Source organism: Flectobacillus roseus (genome assembly GCF_030056595.1).
Classification (GTDB): domain Bacteria; phylum Bacteroidota; class Bacteroidia; order Cytophagales; family Spirosomataceae; genus Flectobacillus; species Flectobacillus roseus.
Window position 1 is genome coordinate 67974 of sequence record NZ_JASHIF010000021.1, and the last position, 16379, is coordinate 84352.

Annotated in this window: 12 protein-coding genes and 1 pseudogene; 7 read left to right on the plus strand and 6 right to left on the minus strand. The window is 37.3% G+C overall.

Translation table 11 applies throughout. The annotated features are described in order from the left end of the window. Positions 1–395 precede the first annotated feature (395 nt). A pseudogene (locus tag QM524_RS20610) lies at positions 396–944 on the plus strand (gluconate 2-dehydrogenase subunit 3 family protein). 130 nt (positions 945–1074) lie between these two features. Continuing rightward, the gene (locus QM524_RS20615; protein WP_283346004.1) at positions 1075–2790 is read left to right on the plus strand and encodes a GMC oxidoreductase; all 1716 of its coding nucleotides are present in this window, start codon (positions 1075–1077) and stop codon (positions 2788–2790) included. Positions 2791–2918: 128 nt separating this feature from the next. Here QM524_RS20615 and QM524_RS20620 read toward each other — a convergent pair whose 3' ends face one another. After that, the gene (locus tag QM524_RS20620; protein ID WP_283346005.1) at positions 2919–3143 is read right to left on the minus strand and encodes a putative quinol monooxygenase; all 225 of its coding nucleotides are present in this window, start codon (positions 3141–3143) and stop codon (positions 2919–2921) included. A 270-nt stretch (positions 3144–3413) separates the two neighbouring features. On the opposite strand from QM524_RS20620, the gene QM524_RS20625 reads away from it, so the two are divergent. The 3 genes from QM524_RS20625 to QM524_RS20635 all read left to right on the plus strand — a co-directional run bounded on the left by QM524_RS20625 (position 3414) and on the right by QM524_RS20635 (position 7947). After that, entirely contained in the window at positions 3414–4817 is a 1404-nt protein-coding gene (locus QM524_RS20625; RefSeq protein ID WP_095164248.1) for a Gfo/Idh/MocA family protein, read from the plus strand. 392 nt (positions 4818–5209) lie between these two features. Then, on the plus strand, positions 5210–6541 hold the full coding sequence (locus tag QM524_RS20630; protein ID WP_283346006.1) for an amidohydrolase: 1332 nt from the start codon (positions 5210–5212) through the stop codon (positions 6539–6541). 353 nt (positions 6542–6894) lie between these two features. After that, positions 6895–7947 carry an endo-1,4-beta-xylanase gene (locus QM524_RS20635; RefSeq protein ID WP_283346071.1) on the plus strand — a complete coding sequence of 351 codons (1053 nt, stop codon included), beginning with the start codon at positions 6895–6897 and terminating at the stop codon, positions 7945–7947. A 167-nt stretch (positions 7948–8114) separates the two neighbouring features. On the opposite strand, the gene QM524_RS20640 is transcribed toward QM524_RS20635, so the two are convergent. From QM524_RS20640 to QM524_RS20650, 3 genes are read right to left on the minus strand one after another with little or no spacing between them, the layout of a single operon-like run. Further along, the gene (locus tag QM524_RS20640) at positions 8115–9089 is read right to left on the minus strand and encodes a type II toxin-antitoxin system HipA family toxin (protein ID WP_283346007.1); all 975 of its coding nucleotides are present in this window, start codon (positions 9087–9089) and stop codon (positions 8115–8117) included. A 30-nt stretch (positions 9090–9119) separates the two neighbouring features. Further along, positions 9120–9443 carry a HipA N-terminal domain-containing protein gene (locus tag QM524_RS20645; RefSeq protein ID WP_283346008.1) on the minus strand — a complete coding sequence of 108 codons (324 nt, stop codon included), beginning with the start codon at positions 9441–9443 and terminating at the stop codon, positions 9120–9122. Between the two features lie 6 nt (positions 9444–9449). Next, positions 9450–9656: a helix-turn-helix domain-containing protein gene (locus QM524_RS20650; protein ID WP_283346009.1), complete on the minus strand. Its 207-nt coding sequence runs from the start codon at positions 9654–9656 to the stop codon at positions 9450–9452. 542 nt (positions 9657–10198) lie between these two features. Here QM524_RS20650 and QM524_RS20655 point away from each other — a divergent pair. Next, positions 10199–12028 carry a sensor histidine kinase gene (locus QM524_RS20655; RefSeq protein WP_283346010.1) on the plus strand — a complete coding sequence of 610 codons (1830 nt, stop codon included), beginning with the start codon at positions 10199–10201 and terminating at the stop codon, positions 12026–12028. Position 12029: 1 nt separating this feature from the next. Then, on the plus strand, positions 12030–12794 hold the full coding sequence (locus QM524_RS20660) for a LytR/AlgR family response regulator transcription factor (protein WP_283346011.1): 765 nt from the start codon (positions 12030–12032) through the stop codon (positions 12792–12794). 88 nt (positions 12795–12882) lie between these two features. Here the strand turns inward: QM524_RS20660 and QM524_RS20665 are convergent, their stop codons facing one another. Together QM524_RS20665 and QM524_RS20670 are read right to left on the minus strand one after the other, a co-directional pair. Further along, positions 12883–14616 (minus strand): alpha-L-fucosidase, encoded by a 1734-nt coding sequence (locus QM524_RS20665; protein ID WP_283346012.1) that lies wholly within the window; start codon positions 14614–14616, stop codon positions 12883–12885. A gap of 102 nt (positions 14617–14718) precedes the next feature. Then, positions 14719–16353: a RagB/SusD family nutrient uptake outer membrane protein gene (locus QM524_RS20670; RefSeq protein WP_283346013.1), complete on the minus strand. Its 1635-nt coding sequence runs from the start codon at positions 16351–16353 to the stop codon at positions 14719–14721. Between the last annotated feature and the right edge of the window lie 26 nt (positions 16354–16379).

A 16379-nucleotide genomic window follows, 5' to 3' on the forward strand; every position in this document is an offset into this window, starting at 1 on the left:
AGAGTTTTAACATGTTTTTAAAAAACAAAGAAATGCTTTGCTTTTTCCCAAAGCCCACCGCTGAAAGCCGATATCTGAAAGCCTAAAGCTCAACCTTAAATATTATTTTGCCCACTAACTTAAGAGTAACGAAATTTATATATTTCGTTACTCTTTTTTTATATCTGTATATCTAAAAAATTTAACTGTAAGTAGAATTTGTATAACTTTCCCTTTTTTAATAACTTAATTTTGATTAGCTCACCAGAGCCAAATAACTGACTGAATTGATTATAAAGACCAATTATTATTACTAATCTATCCAACCTTTTAACAGAACAATGAATAGAAGAGATGTTATAAAAAATGTAGCCATGATGCTGGGCGGTGCGTTTTCGGCTCCTACACTCATGGCGATGAATCATTGGGAAAAACCTATTAAATCTCATCCTAACGGGGCTAATTTTAGCTTGACTCAAATACAGCGCAATATCGTAGCTGAAATTGCTGAATTGATACTTCCCAAAACTACAGCACCCAACGACGTTTCTCCCGGTGCAAAGGATGTGGGTGTTCCTGCCTTCATCGAAATGATGATGAAGGATTGCTATTTACAACCCGAGCAACTGAGTTTTATGGAAGGTTTGGTAAAGATGGAACAAGTAAATTTTTTGGAGCTCAACGATAATGAGCGTAAAGGTATCCTCAAGTACTTGGAGCAAGAAACTAAGGCATAAATGAAAGCACGTCAAATGAAACAAACCAAAATGGGAGACAACGACGATCATGAGGATATTAAAAAAGTAGCGAAAGGATTACCATTTTGGCGACTCATAAAAGAGCTAACACTTTTGGGGTATTTTACTTCTGAAGAAGGAATCAAAGCTTCTTTTGAATATGTGCAAATACCGGGGAAAGTAGAGAATATCAAGCTGAAACCCAATCAAAAATCATATGCTTACTAGGAGAGAATAATAGAATTGTGAGTTATAAATTGTGAATTGTCATAACCTAAAATAGGGTGCTAGTTAACAATATTGAGTTCAATTCTACTCTTCTGCTAAAGTATTTTTAACTGTTAAATCGCTGAAAATAATGTATTTGAATATAAAAGCTACTAAAAATAACACCTTTGATGCAATCGTGGTTGGCTCGGGTATGACGGGTGGGTTTGCTGCTAAGGAATTAACTGAAAAAGGATTAAATGTATTGATGATTGAGCGTGGTCGTGAAATAAAACACCCGCAAGATTATGATACCGCCATGAAACAGCCTTGGGAGGTAGAACATAGAGGCAAAGTTACGGCGCATTCGGCTGAGGAACTTTGGGCAAATAAGCGCTTTGGCAATTTGGCTAATGACGAGTCAGGTCCGTTTTTTACGAATGATAAAGACAATCCATACATCGAAAAACGCCCTTTCGACTGGATTCGCGCGTACCATACAGGCGGAAAATCGATGCACTGGGGGCGCCAGTCGTATCGTTTCAATAAAGAAGATTTTGAGGCTAATGCCAAAGAAGGCATCGGTATTGACTGGCCAATCCGTTATGACGACTTGGCTCCTTGGTACACTTATGTAGAAAAATTTGTAGGAGTGAGCGGACAAAAAGAAGGGCTTGATGTATTGCCTGATGGTCATTTTTTGCCAGCTATGCCACTGTTTGCACCCGAAGTGCATTTCAAGAAAATGATGCTTGAAAAATTTAATCGTCCTGTAACAGTTGGACGTGTGGCCAATCTCTCTCAACCACAAGAATGGCATACCAAACTAGGCAGAGCTTCATGTCAATATCGCAACAAATGTGTGCGTGGATGTCCTTATGGCGCCTATTACAGCTCGCTTTCAGGGGCCATTCCAGCCGCCAATCTGACCAAGCGTTTGAGTATGTTACACGATACCATTGTAGCTGAGATTCTTTATGATGAACAAAAACAAAGAGCTACTGGTGTACGTGTAATCAATCAAAAAACAAATCAAGTAGAAGAGTATTTTGCCAAAATCATCTTCTTAAACGCTGGTGCCATGAACACCGCCGCTTTGATGCTCAATTCAAAATCGAACCGTTTTCAGAACGGTTTAGGAAATGATAGCGATCAAGTGGGGCGCAATATCATGGATCACCATTTGGGCGTAGGCGCTACCGCTACGGTGGAAGGTTTCTTGGACGATTATGTGTATGGTCAGCGACCTAATGCACTTTATATTCCACGTTTCCGCAACTGGGGCAATGACAAGCAATCTTATCTGAGAGGTTTTGGCTATCAGGGCGGAGCAAGCCGTGAAGGTTGGAGCAGAGGTGTAAATGCAGATGGTTTTGGTGGTGACTTTAAACAAAGTTTGACCAAGCCAGGGCAATGGACAATTGGTTTTGGTGGTTTTGGCGAAGTATTACCTAATCCCGAAAACCGTATGTATCTCGACCCAACCAGAAAAGACAAATGGGGTGTTCCGATGATTGTGTTTGATGCTGCTTTTGGCGAAAACGAAATAACCATGCGTAAAGACATTATGAACTCCGCTATGGAAATGATGGATGCCGCAGGTTTTAAAAATATCTCAGGATACAACCGTCCAGAGGTGCATTTAGGGCTAGGAATCCACGAAATGGGAACAGCACGCATGGGACGTGATGCCAAAACGTCTGTTTTGAATGCTTTCAACCAAGTTCATGCTGTAAAAAATGTTTTCGTGACTGATGGTGCTGCAATGACTTCGTCATCATGCGTTAATCCTTCTATTACTTACATGGCTTTAACAGCTCGAGCAGCCGATTATGCCGTGAAAGCCTTGAAGAAAAGAGAACTTTAGGAATAAAAATAGATTTGAAAAGGCACAAAAAAATTATCCGCTTTGTGCCTTTTTTTATTTCATTTTCGAAAAAATCAAAGGCATACTTTTAGGGTCAAGCGTGCTCATTTCTACCAATTTAAGAGATTTTACCATGTGCAATTTGCCTTTTTGTAATGTAAAAAATGAGGTGTTTTCAAATGACTTTGATACGCTTCTTTACTGGCATATATTTCCAAAAGTCGGAAAGTGGTAGGATGCTCTTTTTGAAACATCGGGAAAATTGAAATAACGCCCGTTTCCAACTTGACAGACATAGATGATTCTTCTTTCAAATAAGTAGCGTTGATTTCTATATTGGCAATACGAACCATCAGGATAATCGACTCAATATAGGCTTTGCTTCAGTCGGCAACGATAATCATGAACTTAATTGGTTGTGAATCCTCATGACCAGACAGACCCTTCCACAAAGCCGCATAAATCCGCTATTTTTATCTTATCATTAACCGATACTATATTCTGAAGAGTTGTTTATGCCTTATTTGAGTTATATCCAATAAGGCATAAACAACATGCTTAGTGTCAAGAACAAATTTCTCATTATCGCAATAACAAAATAACCCCCAACATATTCCTATTCTATGAAAAATAATAACGATGCTGCTTCAAGAAGAAGATTTCTGCAACAAATTGGTGCAACAACCCTCATTTCTGCTACTTCGCCATTTGCTTCACTGGCTAATCAAGGCAAGGCCGAAGAACGTATTTTGCAGTACAATAAAAAAATCACTGCCAATGATAAAATCCGTATAGGTGTAATTGGCTACGGCGTACAAGGGCATTTTGATTTGAGCACTGCACTCAAAGTGCCTGGTGTTGAATTAGCTGGTATATGTGACTTATATACAGGTAGAATCGAGAATGCCAAAGAGCAATTTGGCAAAGATCTTTTTACTACCAGAAACTACAAAGAGCTTTTAGATAGACCCGATATTGATGCCGTCTTGATTTGCACAACAGACTGTTGGCATGCGCGTATTACCCTCGATGCCCTCGCCAAAGGTAAGCACGTCTATTGTGAAAAACCGATGGTCTACAAAATCAGTGAAGGTCATCCTGTGATTGAGGCTAGCAAAAAATCAGGAAAAGTATTGCAGGTAGGTAGCCAGCGCGTGAGTAGCCTTGGCTATGCCAAAGCCAAAGAATTATTAGCGGCTGGTGAAATCGGAAAGCTCAATATGGTAAATGCCGTTTACGACCGCCAAAGCTCAATTGGCTCGTGGGAATACACGATTCCCAAAGATGCAGATGCCATGACTACCAATTGGGATAAGTTTATAGAAGTAACTGAAAAAATGGCATTTGACGCTAAAAAATTCTTCTGGTGGAGAGCCTTCAAAGAAGTAGGAACAGGCGTTGCGGGCGACTTATTTATTCACTTATTGAGTGGTACGCATTTGATTACCAATTCAAAAGGTCCTGAAACAATTTTTAGTACAGGACAATTTAGCTATTGGAAAGACGGTCGTAATATGCCAGACGTAATGTCGGGCGTGATGCAATATCCAGATTGTGCCGAGCACGATGCTTTCCAGTTGACTTTACAGGTAAACTTTATCAGTGGAACAGGGGGACAGGAAATTATCAGACTCATTGGTTCTGAGGGGGTTATTGAAGTAATGGGCAATAACATTACCATCAAACATAGCATCATGCCCGAAGCGCCAGGTTTTGGTGGTTATGATTCATTATTTACTTTTTCCAAAAGTATGCAAACCGAAATGCAGGCCGATTATGATGCCAAATGGACGCCAGAACAGCGTAAAAGAAAAACGAAAGACGATATTGTTTTCAAAGTACCAGCAGGCTACAGCGACCATCTCGACCATTTTACCAACTTCTTTGATGCCATTCGTACAGGTAAACAGGTAGTCGAAGATGCTACTTTCGGCTTTAGAGCGGCAGCGCCAGCCTTGGCATGTAACGAAAGTTATTTCTCGAAAAAAATCATTCAGTGGGATCCTGTGAAAATGAAGCTCAAGTAGGTGCTGTTTAAACGGTATGAGTCACTTAAGTTAGTGGGTAGAAGAAAATTTAAGATTGTACTTTGGGCTTTCAGGTAACGGCTTTCGGCGGTGGGCTTTGGAAAAAAGCATGGCTGTGGGTATTAAAAAACAACTTAACACTATTTGCCTTGTGCTTGTTGTCTAGTTCCTAAACACATCACTTAAATCTTATTCTGCACGATTACTTGTAAAGAAAAATTTTAAATAATTCAAATCTAAAAATACTTTAAAAACTGGGTGCTTTTCGGAAAATGATTCTTTTCGAATAGCACCCAGTTTTTATGATGTATAAAAAGTAAAGAGCCCAAATAGCTTTATCTTTGTTCGGATAAAAAACATTTTCCAACCTTACTTCAAACCAAACTCGAAATATGAAAAAATGGAATACTTTTTCTCGAAAAGATTTTCTTAAAAACTCCACTTTAGCGCTTACAGGACTTTCTATGACGAAAGGACTGTCACAGAATATGATGTCGTCCGACAGTACATTTCAGGTATTGGGGGGCAAATTGACTTATAAAAATGTTCGTCTCGAAACTGGATTTGAATACGAAGAAGGAGAGGTGATAGGGACTAAAACGGACTTGTTTTTAGTCGAAATAGAAAACGGAAAAATTAGCAAAATAACACCAAATCAACCTCATGCAAAGGCGATTGATGCCAAAGGGCATTTGATGTTACCTTCATTTCGAGATATGCACATTCATTTGGATAAAACATTTTATGGAGATAAATGGCAGGCTACTCGGAAAAGAACCAATGGCGTAAAAGGAATGATTACTTTAGAGCAAAAAATGTTACCAGAACTCCTCAAAACTTCTACTCAAAAGGCCGAAAAACTGATTGAATTGCTACAATCGAAAGGAAGTAATTTTGCTCGAAGCCATGTCAATATAGAACCTACCTCAAAACTTCAATCCTTAATAAACTTACAAAAAGCCCTTGAGAATAAGAAAAACACCTTTGGGGCTGAGCTCGTTGCATTTCCACAACATGGGGTGTTTTATACTGACTCAGTGCCTTTTTTGAAAGATGCCGCTCAAATGGATATTGATTTTATCGGTGGTGTCGACCCATATACCATTGATGGAGCTATCGAAAAAACCATTGATTTCACCGTTCAGCTAGCGCTTGACAACAACAAAGGAATCGACATTCATTTACACGAATCAGGCGAATCGGGGCTTAAAACTGTTGAATATTTAATCCAAAAAGTCAACGAAAATCCTGTGCTCAAAGGCAAGACTTTTATTAGTCATTGTTTTGTTTTAGGAAAATTAGAAAAAAACAAACAGGAGGAAGTGGCTGAAAAATTGGGTGCTTCTCAAATCGGTATTGCCTCAACTATTCCCATTGGGTCGTTGATTATGCCTATTCCAACACTTTACAAATACCAAGTTAATGTAGTCACTGGAAATGACAGCATCGTAGATCATTGGAATACCTATGGCACAGGTAGCGTTTTACAAAAAGCCAATCTGATGGCACAATTGTACGGCTACAACACCGAATTTTTGCTTTCAAGAAGTCTCAAATTGGCTACTGGAAATATCCTTCCACTTAATGACCAAGGTCAACAACAATGGCCAAAGATAGGCGATAAGGCCAACATAGCTTTTGTCGATGCCAGTTGTTCGGCCGAAGCCGTGGCGCGAGTATCTCCTGTTACATCTTTAGTGTTCGAAGGAAATGTGGTGTATTAAGTATGAGTTTTGAGTGTAATTTTATGATTACTAATATTTTACTTTAGTACTTTTTTAAGAAAGTGCTTTCACGTATGATAGGTATCACCTAAGACTATTGATTTTGCTAGAAAACTATTTTTATCGGTATATGCTACAAGAATACTGATTTCGGAAACGTTTGCGATAGTTAGTGGAAAAAAATCCTGAAAAATCTTTAAAAATCGTGATTACATAGTGCTACCTTAATGCCGAAGTATATGTTTTTCTATTCGTAGAAAAATCTTCTTTTTGCATTATTCTCAGAAATATTATATCTCCAATTACAAACCTAAATAGCCTTGAACAATTTCAACATACTTACAAAAACTTGTATTACGGCACTCATCGTGGGTGTTCATACCTTCAGTTTTGCCCAAACACAAGGGCTCAAAGATTATTATCAATCCTACTTTCCTATTGGTGTGGCAGTAAATCAAAGAGTCATCACTAACGAGGCTGAAAGTAAATTGATTGTCCAAGAATTTAATAGCATTACGCCCGAAAATGCCATGAAAATGGGACCTATTCATCCCTCAGAAAATGAATATAATTGGGCTCCCGTAGACGAAATGCTGGGATATGCTAAGATTCATGGTATGAAAATGCGAGGACATACGCTTTGCTGGCATAATCAAACGCCTGCATGGTTTTTTATGAAAGACGGAGTGAAGGTTAGTAAAGCCCTTTTATTGGAGCGGTTGAAAGTTCATATTGGTATGATTATGTCCCGTTATCGTGGACAAATTTATGCCTACGATGTAGTCAACGAAGCTGTGCCAGATGCAGGTACAGAAATGCTACGTCCGAGCCCATTTTTAGAAATCATTGGAGAAGAATACATTGCCAAAGCTTTTGAGTATGCACACACTGCCGACCCTGCGGCACAGCTTTTCTACAATGATTACAATACCGAAAATCCTCAGAAAAGAGAAAAAATCTATCAATTACTAAAAAAACTACTAGCTCAAGGTGTACCTATTCACGGCGTTGGCTTGCAAGGTCACTGGTCTATTTATGAGCCTTCATATCAAGGATTGGAGGAGTCTATTAAGAAATTTTCTTCTTTGGGATTAAAGGTTCAAATCACAGAAATGGATGTCTCTGTTTTTCAAAAAGAGCATGAAAGTCGTGAAAAAACAGCTAAAGATAAGTTGGTGCTTACCGATGCGATTTTGCAAAAACAAGCCGAACATTATGGCAAAATGTTTGAAATTTTCAGGAAATACAAGTCTGTCATTACAGGCATTACCTTTTGGAATGTAGCAGATAATCGTTCTTGGCTTGATAATTTTCCTGTGAAAGGACGAAAAGATTATCCTTTACTTTTCGACGAAAACTTCAAACCAAAACCTGCTTATTTTAAGGTAATTGACTGGAAAAAATAATAAAAACTACTCAAGAAATATAAGTCATCCCGAATTGTAGAATTGGGATAAAAGCTATGCTAGATGTGATTTGGCTTAAGACGCAATTATTACGTCTCTATTAATGGGATGCAATTTTTTATATAATCACTCAATTCGGGATGACTCATGCTTGTACGCGATAGCTATTACCTTTTCAACTTATTCAATCGGGTTTGGTAAGCTTGCCAATAGCTTTTTTTAGTTTTTTCAGGTAAAAAAGAAGCTTCAATCAATGATAAAACCTTTTCAGACTGATTGAGCATAAAAGTAAAAATCCTTTCTACCGTCTTTTCAGGAATTTGAGCTTCTTGTGCTAGAGTAAAAAACTGCTCATGAATTTTTCCTTTTGCGATAGTTTTGGGTAAAAGTCCTTCTTCCAGCGCAAAGTCACCATCGTTGATATGCAGACGGCTATTTAGTAAATCATAAGCAGGGCTAAGTCTAAAATCTCCTAGTTCAGTTTCAATCAGGGAGAAGTTTTTATAATGCGCGTCTCCATTCGAAAACAAATAATTAAACAAGAGGAGTTTCCAGAGTTTAGGCGCTTCGATACTGTAAGCTGGCACATATTTTTTTAGAATGTGGAACAGCTCCAGATAATTGCCTTGGTATTTATAGTGAGCTCCGTGGGTTTGTGGGGTTCTTCCTGCCAACGAAGCAAAGTCCTCTTTCGCCCATTTGCTCCCATCTTTTTTCAAATCAAACCTTTTGGTCAAATAAGCAGGTTGTTCATTTTGGAAAAAAATTAAGGCATTTTCTGCAGTCTCTATTTCAAATACTTGTCGAGCCATTTGCATGGTCAAGTGTTCGTTGGCAGGCATTAGTGCCGTATTTTTCCCTGTCGATGGAGTAGGTTTTAAGATATAAGCTCCTCGTTCTCCTTCATTTACTAATCGCAAACGATTTTTTTCTAATAGCACCGAAAATTTCTCCTGCACCCCCGATACTGATATTCTGGTATGGTTTTCTTGAAAAAGCTCATCCGTTTCAAGATTCCCCACAGGCGAAAGGTAGGGGAGAATCGGCGAAACTTTCCGACCCTCAAACATCCGATTCAAACAGGTTTTACTGTAAGTGTCATGTCCCATAGCCAGTGTTCCTGGGCATCTGTCGAGTTGCATAAAATTGAAAAGATAAAATTTGAAATTCACCTATTGTAGTTCTTGCACGGTTACCGCCCCAATGCTATCGTGTCGGGCTGTAATCAGCAGCAAACCAAAATAATCATCTGGGTCTATCCGCATTCGTTGGCAAACCGCCTGTTTATTTACACCTTCTGGAAGCATATTGTAAAAAAAAGGAAACAAAACCTCCGAGGCATGACATTGTGCCGTTTTGGGTAAAGTCAAACTCACAGAAGGTTTGCTATTATCTATAAACCACGCATCCAAATAGCAAAAAGTAAAGTTGCCTTTATCCTCTTGAGTTAAAATACCCGCTAGCTGATTTTTATAAAAAACCTGTGCTTGTCTCATACCTTACTACAGTTCTTTTATTTTGAAACACAATTCTAAACCCAAGGCATTGCCCAATTTTTGGAGAGTTTCGGCAGTTGGATTTCCCTTGCCACTTTCAAACTGCTTAAGTGTCCGCAGTCCGACTCCAGAGAGCTCTGCCAATGTCTCCTGAGTGACTTGTAGCATTTCTCTTCTTTCTTTAATTGCTCTAATTAATAGTTGAAAGTGCATTATACGGCTCTTTTATTAGGTAATTATTTTATTATAAACAAAAATATATAAAAAAGTGTACTGTAATGCACTTTTTATGGAAAAAAATTAAAGGCTATTTCTTAGGGCATAATTAAGTTAGTGGGCAAAATAAGATTTAAGATTATGCTTTGGGCTTTCAGGTAACGGCGTTCGGCGGTGGGTAATAAAAAACATTTCAACACTCTTTGCCTTGTGCCTATGATAAAAAACTTAAATATAATTTTGCACTAAAACCTAGGTAATCGTGCAGAATTAGATTTGAGTTATGTGTTTAGGCGATAGGCAGAAGGCAAAGTATACAAGCATTCACAGAGGAATAATTCTTAAAAAAGACTACGCAATAAAAGCCAGAAAAAATTAATAGTAAATTCAATATTACGCTGAATGATGCTAAAAATTCAAATCTTACCTCTGGGAAGAGTTATGCAGTTTACAGTCCTATTTTGCAGTTCACAAGAAACCTATTTTTACAGAATATCTATTGTGGTTGTTTTGTGATATAAATATCTAAATTTACTATCATGAAAAAACTACAGTACTTATTAGTTTTTCTTATTTGGGGAATGCCTTGCTTTCCTCAAGAATTGGAAAAACTTCCCGCAAAACCTTGGGAAGAGATTGTCGAAATGAACTCTTTTCAAGACAGTCCATTAATTCGAGATAAATGGTACACTGATTTAAAAGTAAAATTGGTGGGGAATTATTCTAAGGAAGACTCGATAACTATCTCTACTATCTTAAAAAAGTTAGATGCTTTAACCGAGACAATATCAATTAACCTTGCAAAGTCAGAGAAACCTAATTTTATCATTGAATTTTCAGATAAACACAAGGGGCTAAATAGTTGCTCATCCAGTAAAACTAATAAGGGTTATAGCAGTGTGGAACTCTACGTCGACAAGACCAACAAAACGGATGTAGAAATTAGGCAGTCTCTAGAATCACGAATCGCAAAATTGTTGGTTGGAAGTTGTTTTACTAATTTTCCATCAATAGAGAAAAGAAACAGTATTTTTAACTCACTTGTTGAATCGTCCAATGAAAATATTCCTTTGAATGAAGAAGACAAGGCAATCATTAAAGAAATTTATAGAAAAGGTTTCGAAGAAAGACTGGCAAAAGCAGATAATCAATTTAAAGACAGCGTATTAAAAAAGATTGATGATGCTAAAATCGCAAGCAGAGACCGTTCTTTATGGTGGGTAAGAAACCCCATAGCTGTTATATTTTTACCTGCGCTACTATTGGTATTGTTAAGTCTGTTTGTCACTCATAAAATTTATCAATCAATAAGCGTTAAAACAAAGAAAGATTGGCTTCAGTTTGGTATTGTGTCCATAGTAGCCTTGCTATTGGCTGATATAATAATTGTATTCTGTATTTCTTTTCATGATTTTTTAACCATGCCAGATGATTCACGGATTTATAGAAGTGAGCCATTTTTACCGACCACTTTGTTGCTAGCAATAGCATTTCCCTTTCTCTATTTGTTTCGTTTTATTGAGTTGAAAATTCAAAAAACAGTAAAGAACATAATAGCAAAAACTGGATTAATCTTTTTATCAACTGGATTTTTGCCTTTTGGATGTTTGTTAGTTTTCTTTTTTATCTTGAAAAATACACTCAATTACCAACAAGATTATTTAGCTTTATCGCAAGTATTTTTACTCTTAATGGCAATTGCATCACTCCGAGCATTAGTAGCGTATTTTATCTTTAAGGAAAGAAACTTAATCATAGAAAATGAAACAAAGCTGGCCAATTTGAGAGAACTAAAAGCGAAAGCCGAATTAAAATCGTTACAATCTCAAATCAATCCTCATTTCTTGTATAATTCTTTAAACTCCATTGCTAGTTTAGCACCAATAGATGCGCTGAAAACTCAAAAAATGGCACATTCCTTATCGGATTTGTTTAAATATTCCATCAACCGAAAAGATAAAAAAACGAGTACTGTTCATGATGAAGTGGAAATGGTAAAAACCTATTTAGACATCGAGAAAATTCGTTTTGGTGAGCGTTTGCAATTTACCATAATGGTCGATAGTGATTTAGAAAACCATGAAATTCCCTTATTTTTAATTCAACCATTGGTAGAAAATGCCGTGAAACATGGGATTTCAAGAAATGAAGGCATTGGTAAAATTGAATTACAAATTGTGAAAGAACAAAATGAGATGAAGATTTCGGTAACTGATAATGGCCCTGATTTTCCTGAAGGTTTATTAAGTGGTCATGGCTTACAAACGGTTTTTGATTTGTTGCGATTAACCTATGGGAACAATGCCACTTTAAATTGGACAAATACACCACTAAAAATGATTACTATTACGATTCCAGAAGCTATTTAATATGAACAAACGCTATTCTACCATCATTATTGACGATGAAGCACCAGCCAGACTAGGTTTACTTAACTTACTTAAAGAATTTCCCGAAACTTTTGATGTGATAGATGTAGCACAAAACGGAAGGGAGGCACAGCAAAAAATTGAAGCATTAAATCCAGATATTATATTTTTAGACATTGAAATGCCTAGCTGTACAGGGTTTGAATTATTGGCACGTTTACAAACTATCCCAATGGTTATCTTCTGTACGGCTTACGATCAATATTCTTTAGAGGCCTTTGAAACCAACAGTATCGATTATTTGGTTAAACCAGTTAAATTAGAACGTATTGAAAAAACCGTTCAGAAATTAAAAAACTTTCATATTAAAAGTTCTTCCGACGAGCTTCTCAAAGTTTTACAAGAGATTACACATCGAAAAGAACAAAAAAGAATGACTTCTATTACGGTCAAAAAAAACGATAAAATCATTTTTATAAAACTCGATGACGTATTTTATTTTGAAGCTGATAGTAATTATACAAGCATCCACTCAGAAATAGGAGTGTTTTTAAGTACAGAAACGATAGTAAGCTTAGAAAACAAATTGCCAGATAATTTTTTACGTATTCACAGAGGGATAATTCTTAACAAAGATTATATCAAAGAAGCCCAGAAATATTTCAACAGTAAATACATCATTACGCTGAATGATGCTAAAAATTCAAATCTTACCACAGGGAGGAGTTATGCCGAAAGTATAAAAACTAATCTAGGATTTTGTTAGTGATAAATGACTCAATAAAAAAGCCACAAATGAATCTCTTTGTGGCTTTTTTATGAATTAGTAGAATGTGTTTTTGTTATACTCGACGTTATTCTACTTTAAAAACTACGGAAGTTGCATAAGGCATTTTTGATGGGCAAGTAATTGTTAAACCGTCAGCTTCTTGTTTCCAGTTAAGTTTGCCTTTGTAACCAAGTAAAGAAACTTTCTTGATACTTTGAGCATAATGACCAGCATTTGCACCTAATGATTTTATTTTAATAGTTGTATTCGGAGCAGGCACAGTCATACAAAAAGCATAAAGTGAATTGTCTTTTCCAATTGTAAATCTAAAATCTGTTTCATTGAATTTAAACTCGGCATGCCTTTTCGTTAAGCCTCCCCCTGGCAACATTTTCAACTTATTATTGATGATTTCTCCTTCACCAGGAATACTCCAAGCCTTGCTACCATAAACCGCCGCTCCATTTCTACGCATCCAGATACCTACTTCTTTTAACATTTTTAAACTACCTTCGTCCAAAGAACCATCGGGTAAAATAGAGATACAAAGAGCCGCATTACCATCACGTGCGATAGCTTCAATTACGTATCTAATCATCATTCCAGAATCATAAGTAAAACCGGGTGCATAAAACCAGTCTCCAACGGGTGCTTCAGCAATCCAAGGTTGAGCGGTATTGATTTTCTCAGGCACGCCAAATTCTTCTGTATTCACCGTGCCATTGGTATTATCACGGAATTTTACAATACTGAAAGTATTTACGCTACCTCTTCTTTGGAGTGTACGATTGTAAAAATCAGCAATTACGTGTTGCATGGCATCGGCTTTTATCCCTGTTCCTGTGCCATTTCCTGTGAAAGGGCCTTGTACGGTACCATCAGTATAAATAAAATCTGGATCATAATGCTCAACAACATCCATCATTCGCAAAGCCCAATTGGTAGTGTACCATTTTGCATAGTCAAGATGGTTTGAAAAAATACCTGCTGGGGATGGCGACCAATCGGTATGTGCATTTTGTTCTACTCCTTTATATTCTCTGAGGTCGATACCATAAAGCATTCGAGGATCATAGCCTTCCCACCATTTTCCTTTGCCATCAGCAAGCGTTAGGTGTCCGTCGTAAGGAATTCCCTTTTTGTCTCCCTCTTTATCGCTTCCAAAGGCTGTTTGCCACCACCACCAAGTATATTCATGGTGAAAAGTTACACCAAATCGCATTCCATCAGTTCTACAGGCTTTTGCCCATTCTCCAATCAAATCACGTTTAGGACCGATATTGACAGAATTCCAAGGCTGATATTTTGACTTCCATAAATCATAATTATCATGATGCACGCCTTGAATCATCAAATATTTTGCACCAGCATCTCGGTATATTTTAGTAAGTTTAGCAGGATTAAGTTTAACAGGATTCCAGTCTCGCAATACTTCTTTATAGCCAACTTCTGATGGATGTCCGTACTTTTTTAAATGATTGGCATAAGCTTTTTTGTTTGATTTGTACAAATTACGGGCATACCAGTCACCACTTTCGCCTGCTGATTGTGGCCCAAAATGAACCCAAATACCAAACTTTGCATCACGAAGCCACTGAGGAGTGCCGGGATAGTTTTTTTCAATAGATTCCCAAGTTGGTTCAAAAGGTCCTTTTGCGATGGGAAGATTCAATTTCATTTCTGGAAAAGTTTTCCAATCTCCCACGGTTTCACTATCAACAGGTCTTGCCTTGGGAATTGTTGGTAACGGATTCTTTTCCTGAGCATACAAACAAACAGGAAGTAAGAAGGGAATAAACAATGCAAATACTTTTTTCATGTGATTAGCTCTATTGAGCATTTTAATTAAAAAAACTTAGCGAATGAAAAACAAGCTTTCATTCGCTAAGGCATTTCAGGGATATGATTTTAATGAATTATATTAATAGCCAGGATTCTGTGTAAGGTTTTTATTAATATCTCTTTCCGACTGAGGAATTGGCCACAATTCATTTCTTCCTGCGACAAAAGCTCTTTTTTGATAAAGTAAGAAACCTTGATTATCCACAGGAAAATCTTTATAAGTAGATGGAGAATTAGTGAGTTTCATACCTGTAAACTGTCTGTTCAGTTCGGTTGCAGCAGTGCCCCATCTCAGAATATCATAATAATGTATTCCTTCAAATGCTAATTCCACTTTGCGTTCTCTTCTAAAGATTGTTCTCAACGAGGCAGCATCTGTTACTTTCACAGGAGGCATATTAACCGAAGCTCTACCTCTAACTTTATTGATAGTTTCATCCAATAATGCCTGATTGATAGCATCTCCAGCTTCTACTTTTGCCTCAAGATAGCTTAAAAGTACTTCAGCATAGCGAATCAAAGTGAAGTTTCCACCATAATTCATGAGGTTTCCAGCAAAGGTTGAATCCATAAACTTATTGACACAGTAGCCACTCCAATTGTATCGATTCATTCTATCAGGTGAATTACTTTCAGGTCTTGAAATGTACTTTACGCCTTTAAACACCGCACGATCAGAAATCATGATTGTTTGATCTAGTCTTGGATCACGATTATTGTAAGGGTTATTTGAGTTATATAATGGAGATTCTTCTACCGTTTTGCCATCTATACACTCATACGACTGCACCAACTCGTTGTAAGGCGAAAACTGATGCCACCCTCCATACGTCTCTGGATAAAGATATTGCAAAAACACATGACCGTAAGTATCCTCATGGTATTGTGAGGCAAGAATGATTTCATTGCTATTTTCACCTGTTTGAATAAATAACTTTTTAAAACCTCCTTGCTCGATTGAATAAGCACCACTATCTATGATTTTTTTGTAGGTTGCAGCGGCATCGCTCCATTTTTTCTCTGCCATTTGTACTCTACCCAAAATAGCCAAAGCTGCTCCTGCTGTAATACGTCCCATTTCACTACTTGGGCGAGTAGTAGGTAATAAGGCAGCACTTTCTTTTAGTTCGTTTTCTACAAAAGTCCAAACCTCTGCCTTAGGCGTTCTTGTAATAGAGTTTGCCTCATCTAAGGTTAATAGCTTTTTAGGCAAAGGCACATCCCCAAAGTATAGAGCAAGGTTGAACAAACAATAAGCCCTTAGAGTACGAATTTCAGATTTTAAGATATTCTTCTTCGTTTGATCCATCTGAATAGCATCAATATGGTCTAGGAAGTTATTGCATTTGGCAATTTTATTGTAAGTATTGCTCCAATAGCTATTGGTCACCCAGTAAGAAGAGTTTAACGAACCGTCGGTAACACGGTCAGGGATTAACTCTTTCTCTGAACCTAGTCCTGCCATCAAATCAAGATAAAATACGGCTCTGGCATTCCAGAAATCCTCGCCAGACCAGCCTGCTCCGATATTATAACATCCAATTAAGGCAAGATTTGCGTCTTTTTCTGTTTTCCAGAAAGTACCATCTGAAATAGAGTCGAGTGGTTGTTTGTCAAAATAATCACTTTTACAAGCTACCATAGAGAAGTATAACGCAAACAGTAAGCCTATTTTGAAAGATGGTAGTTTTGAATATATATTTTTGAATTTCATGTCTCTCAATCGTTTAGTAAAATATG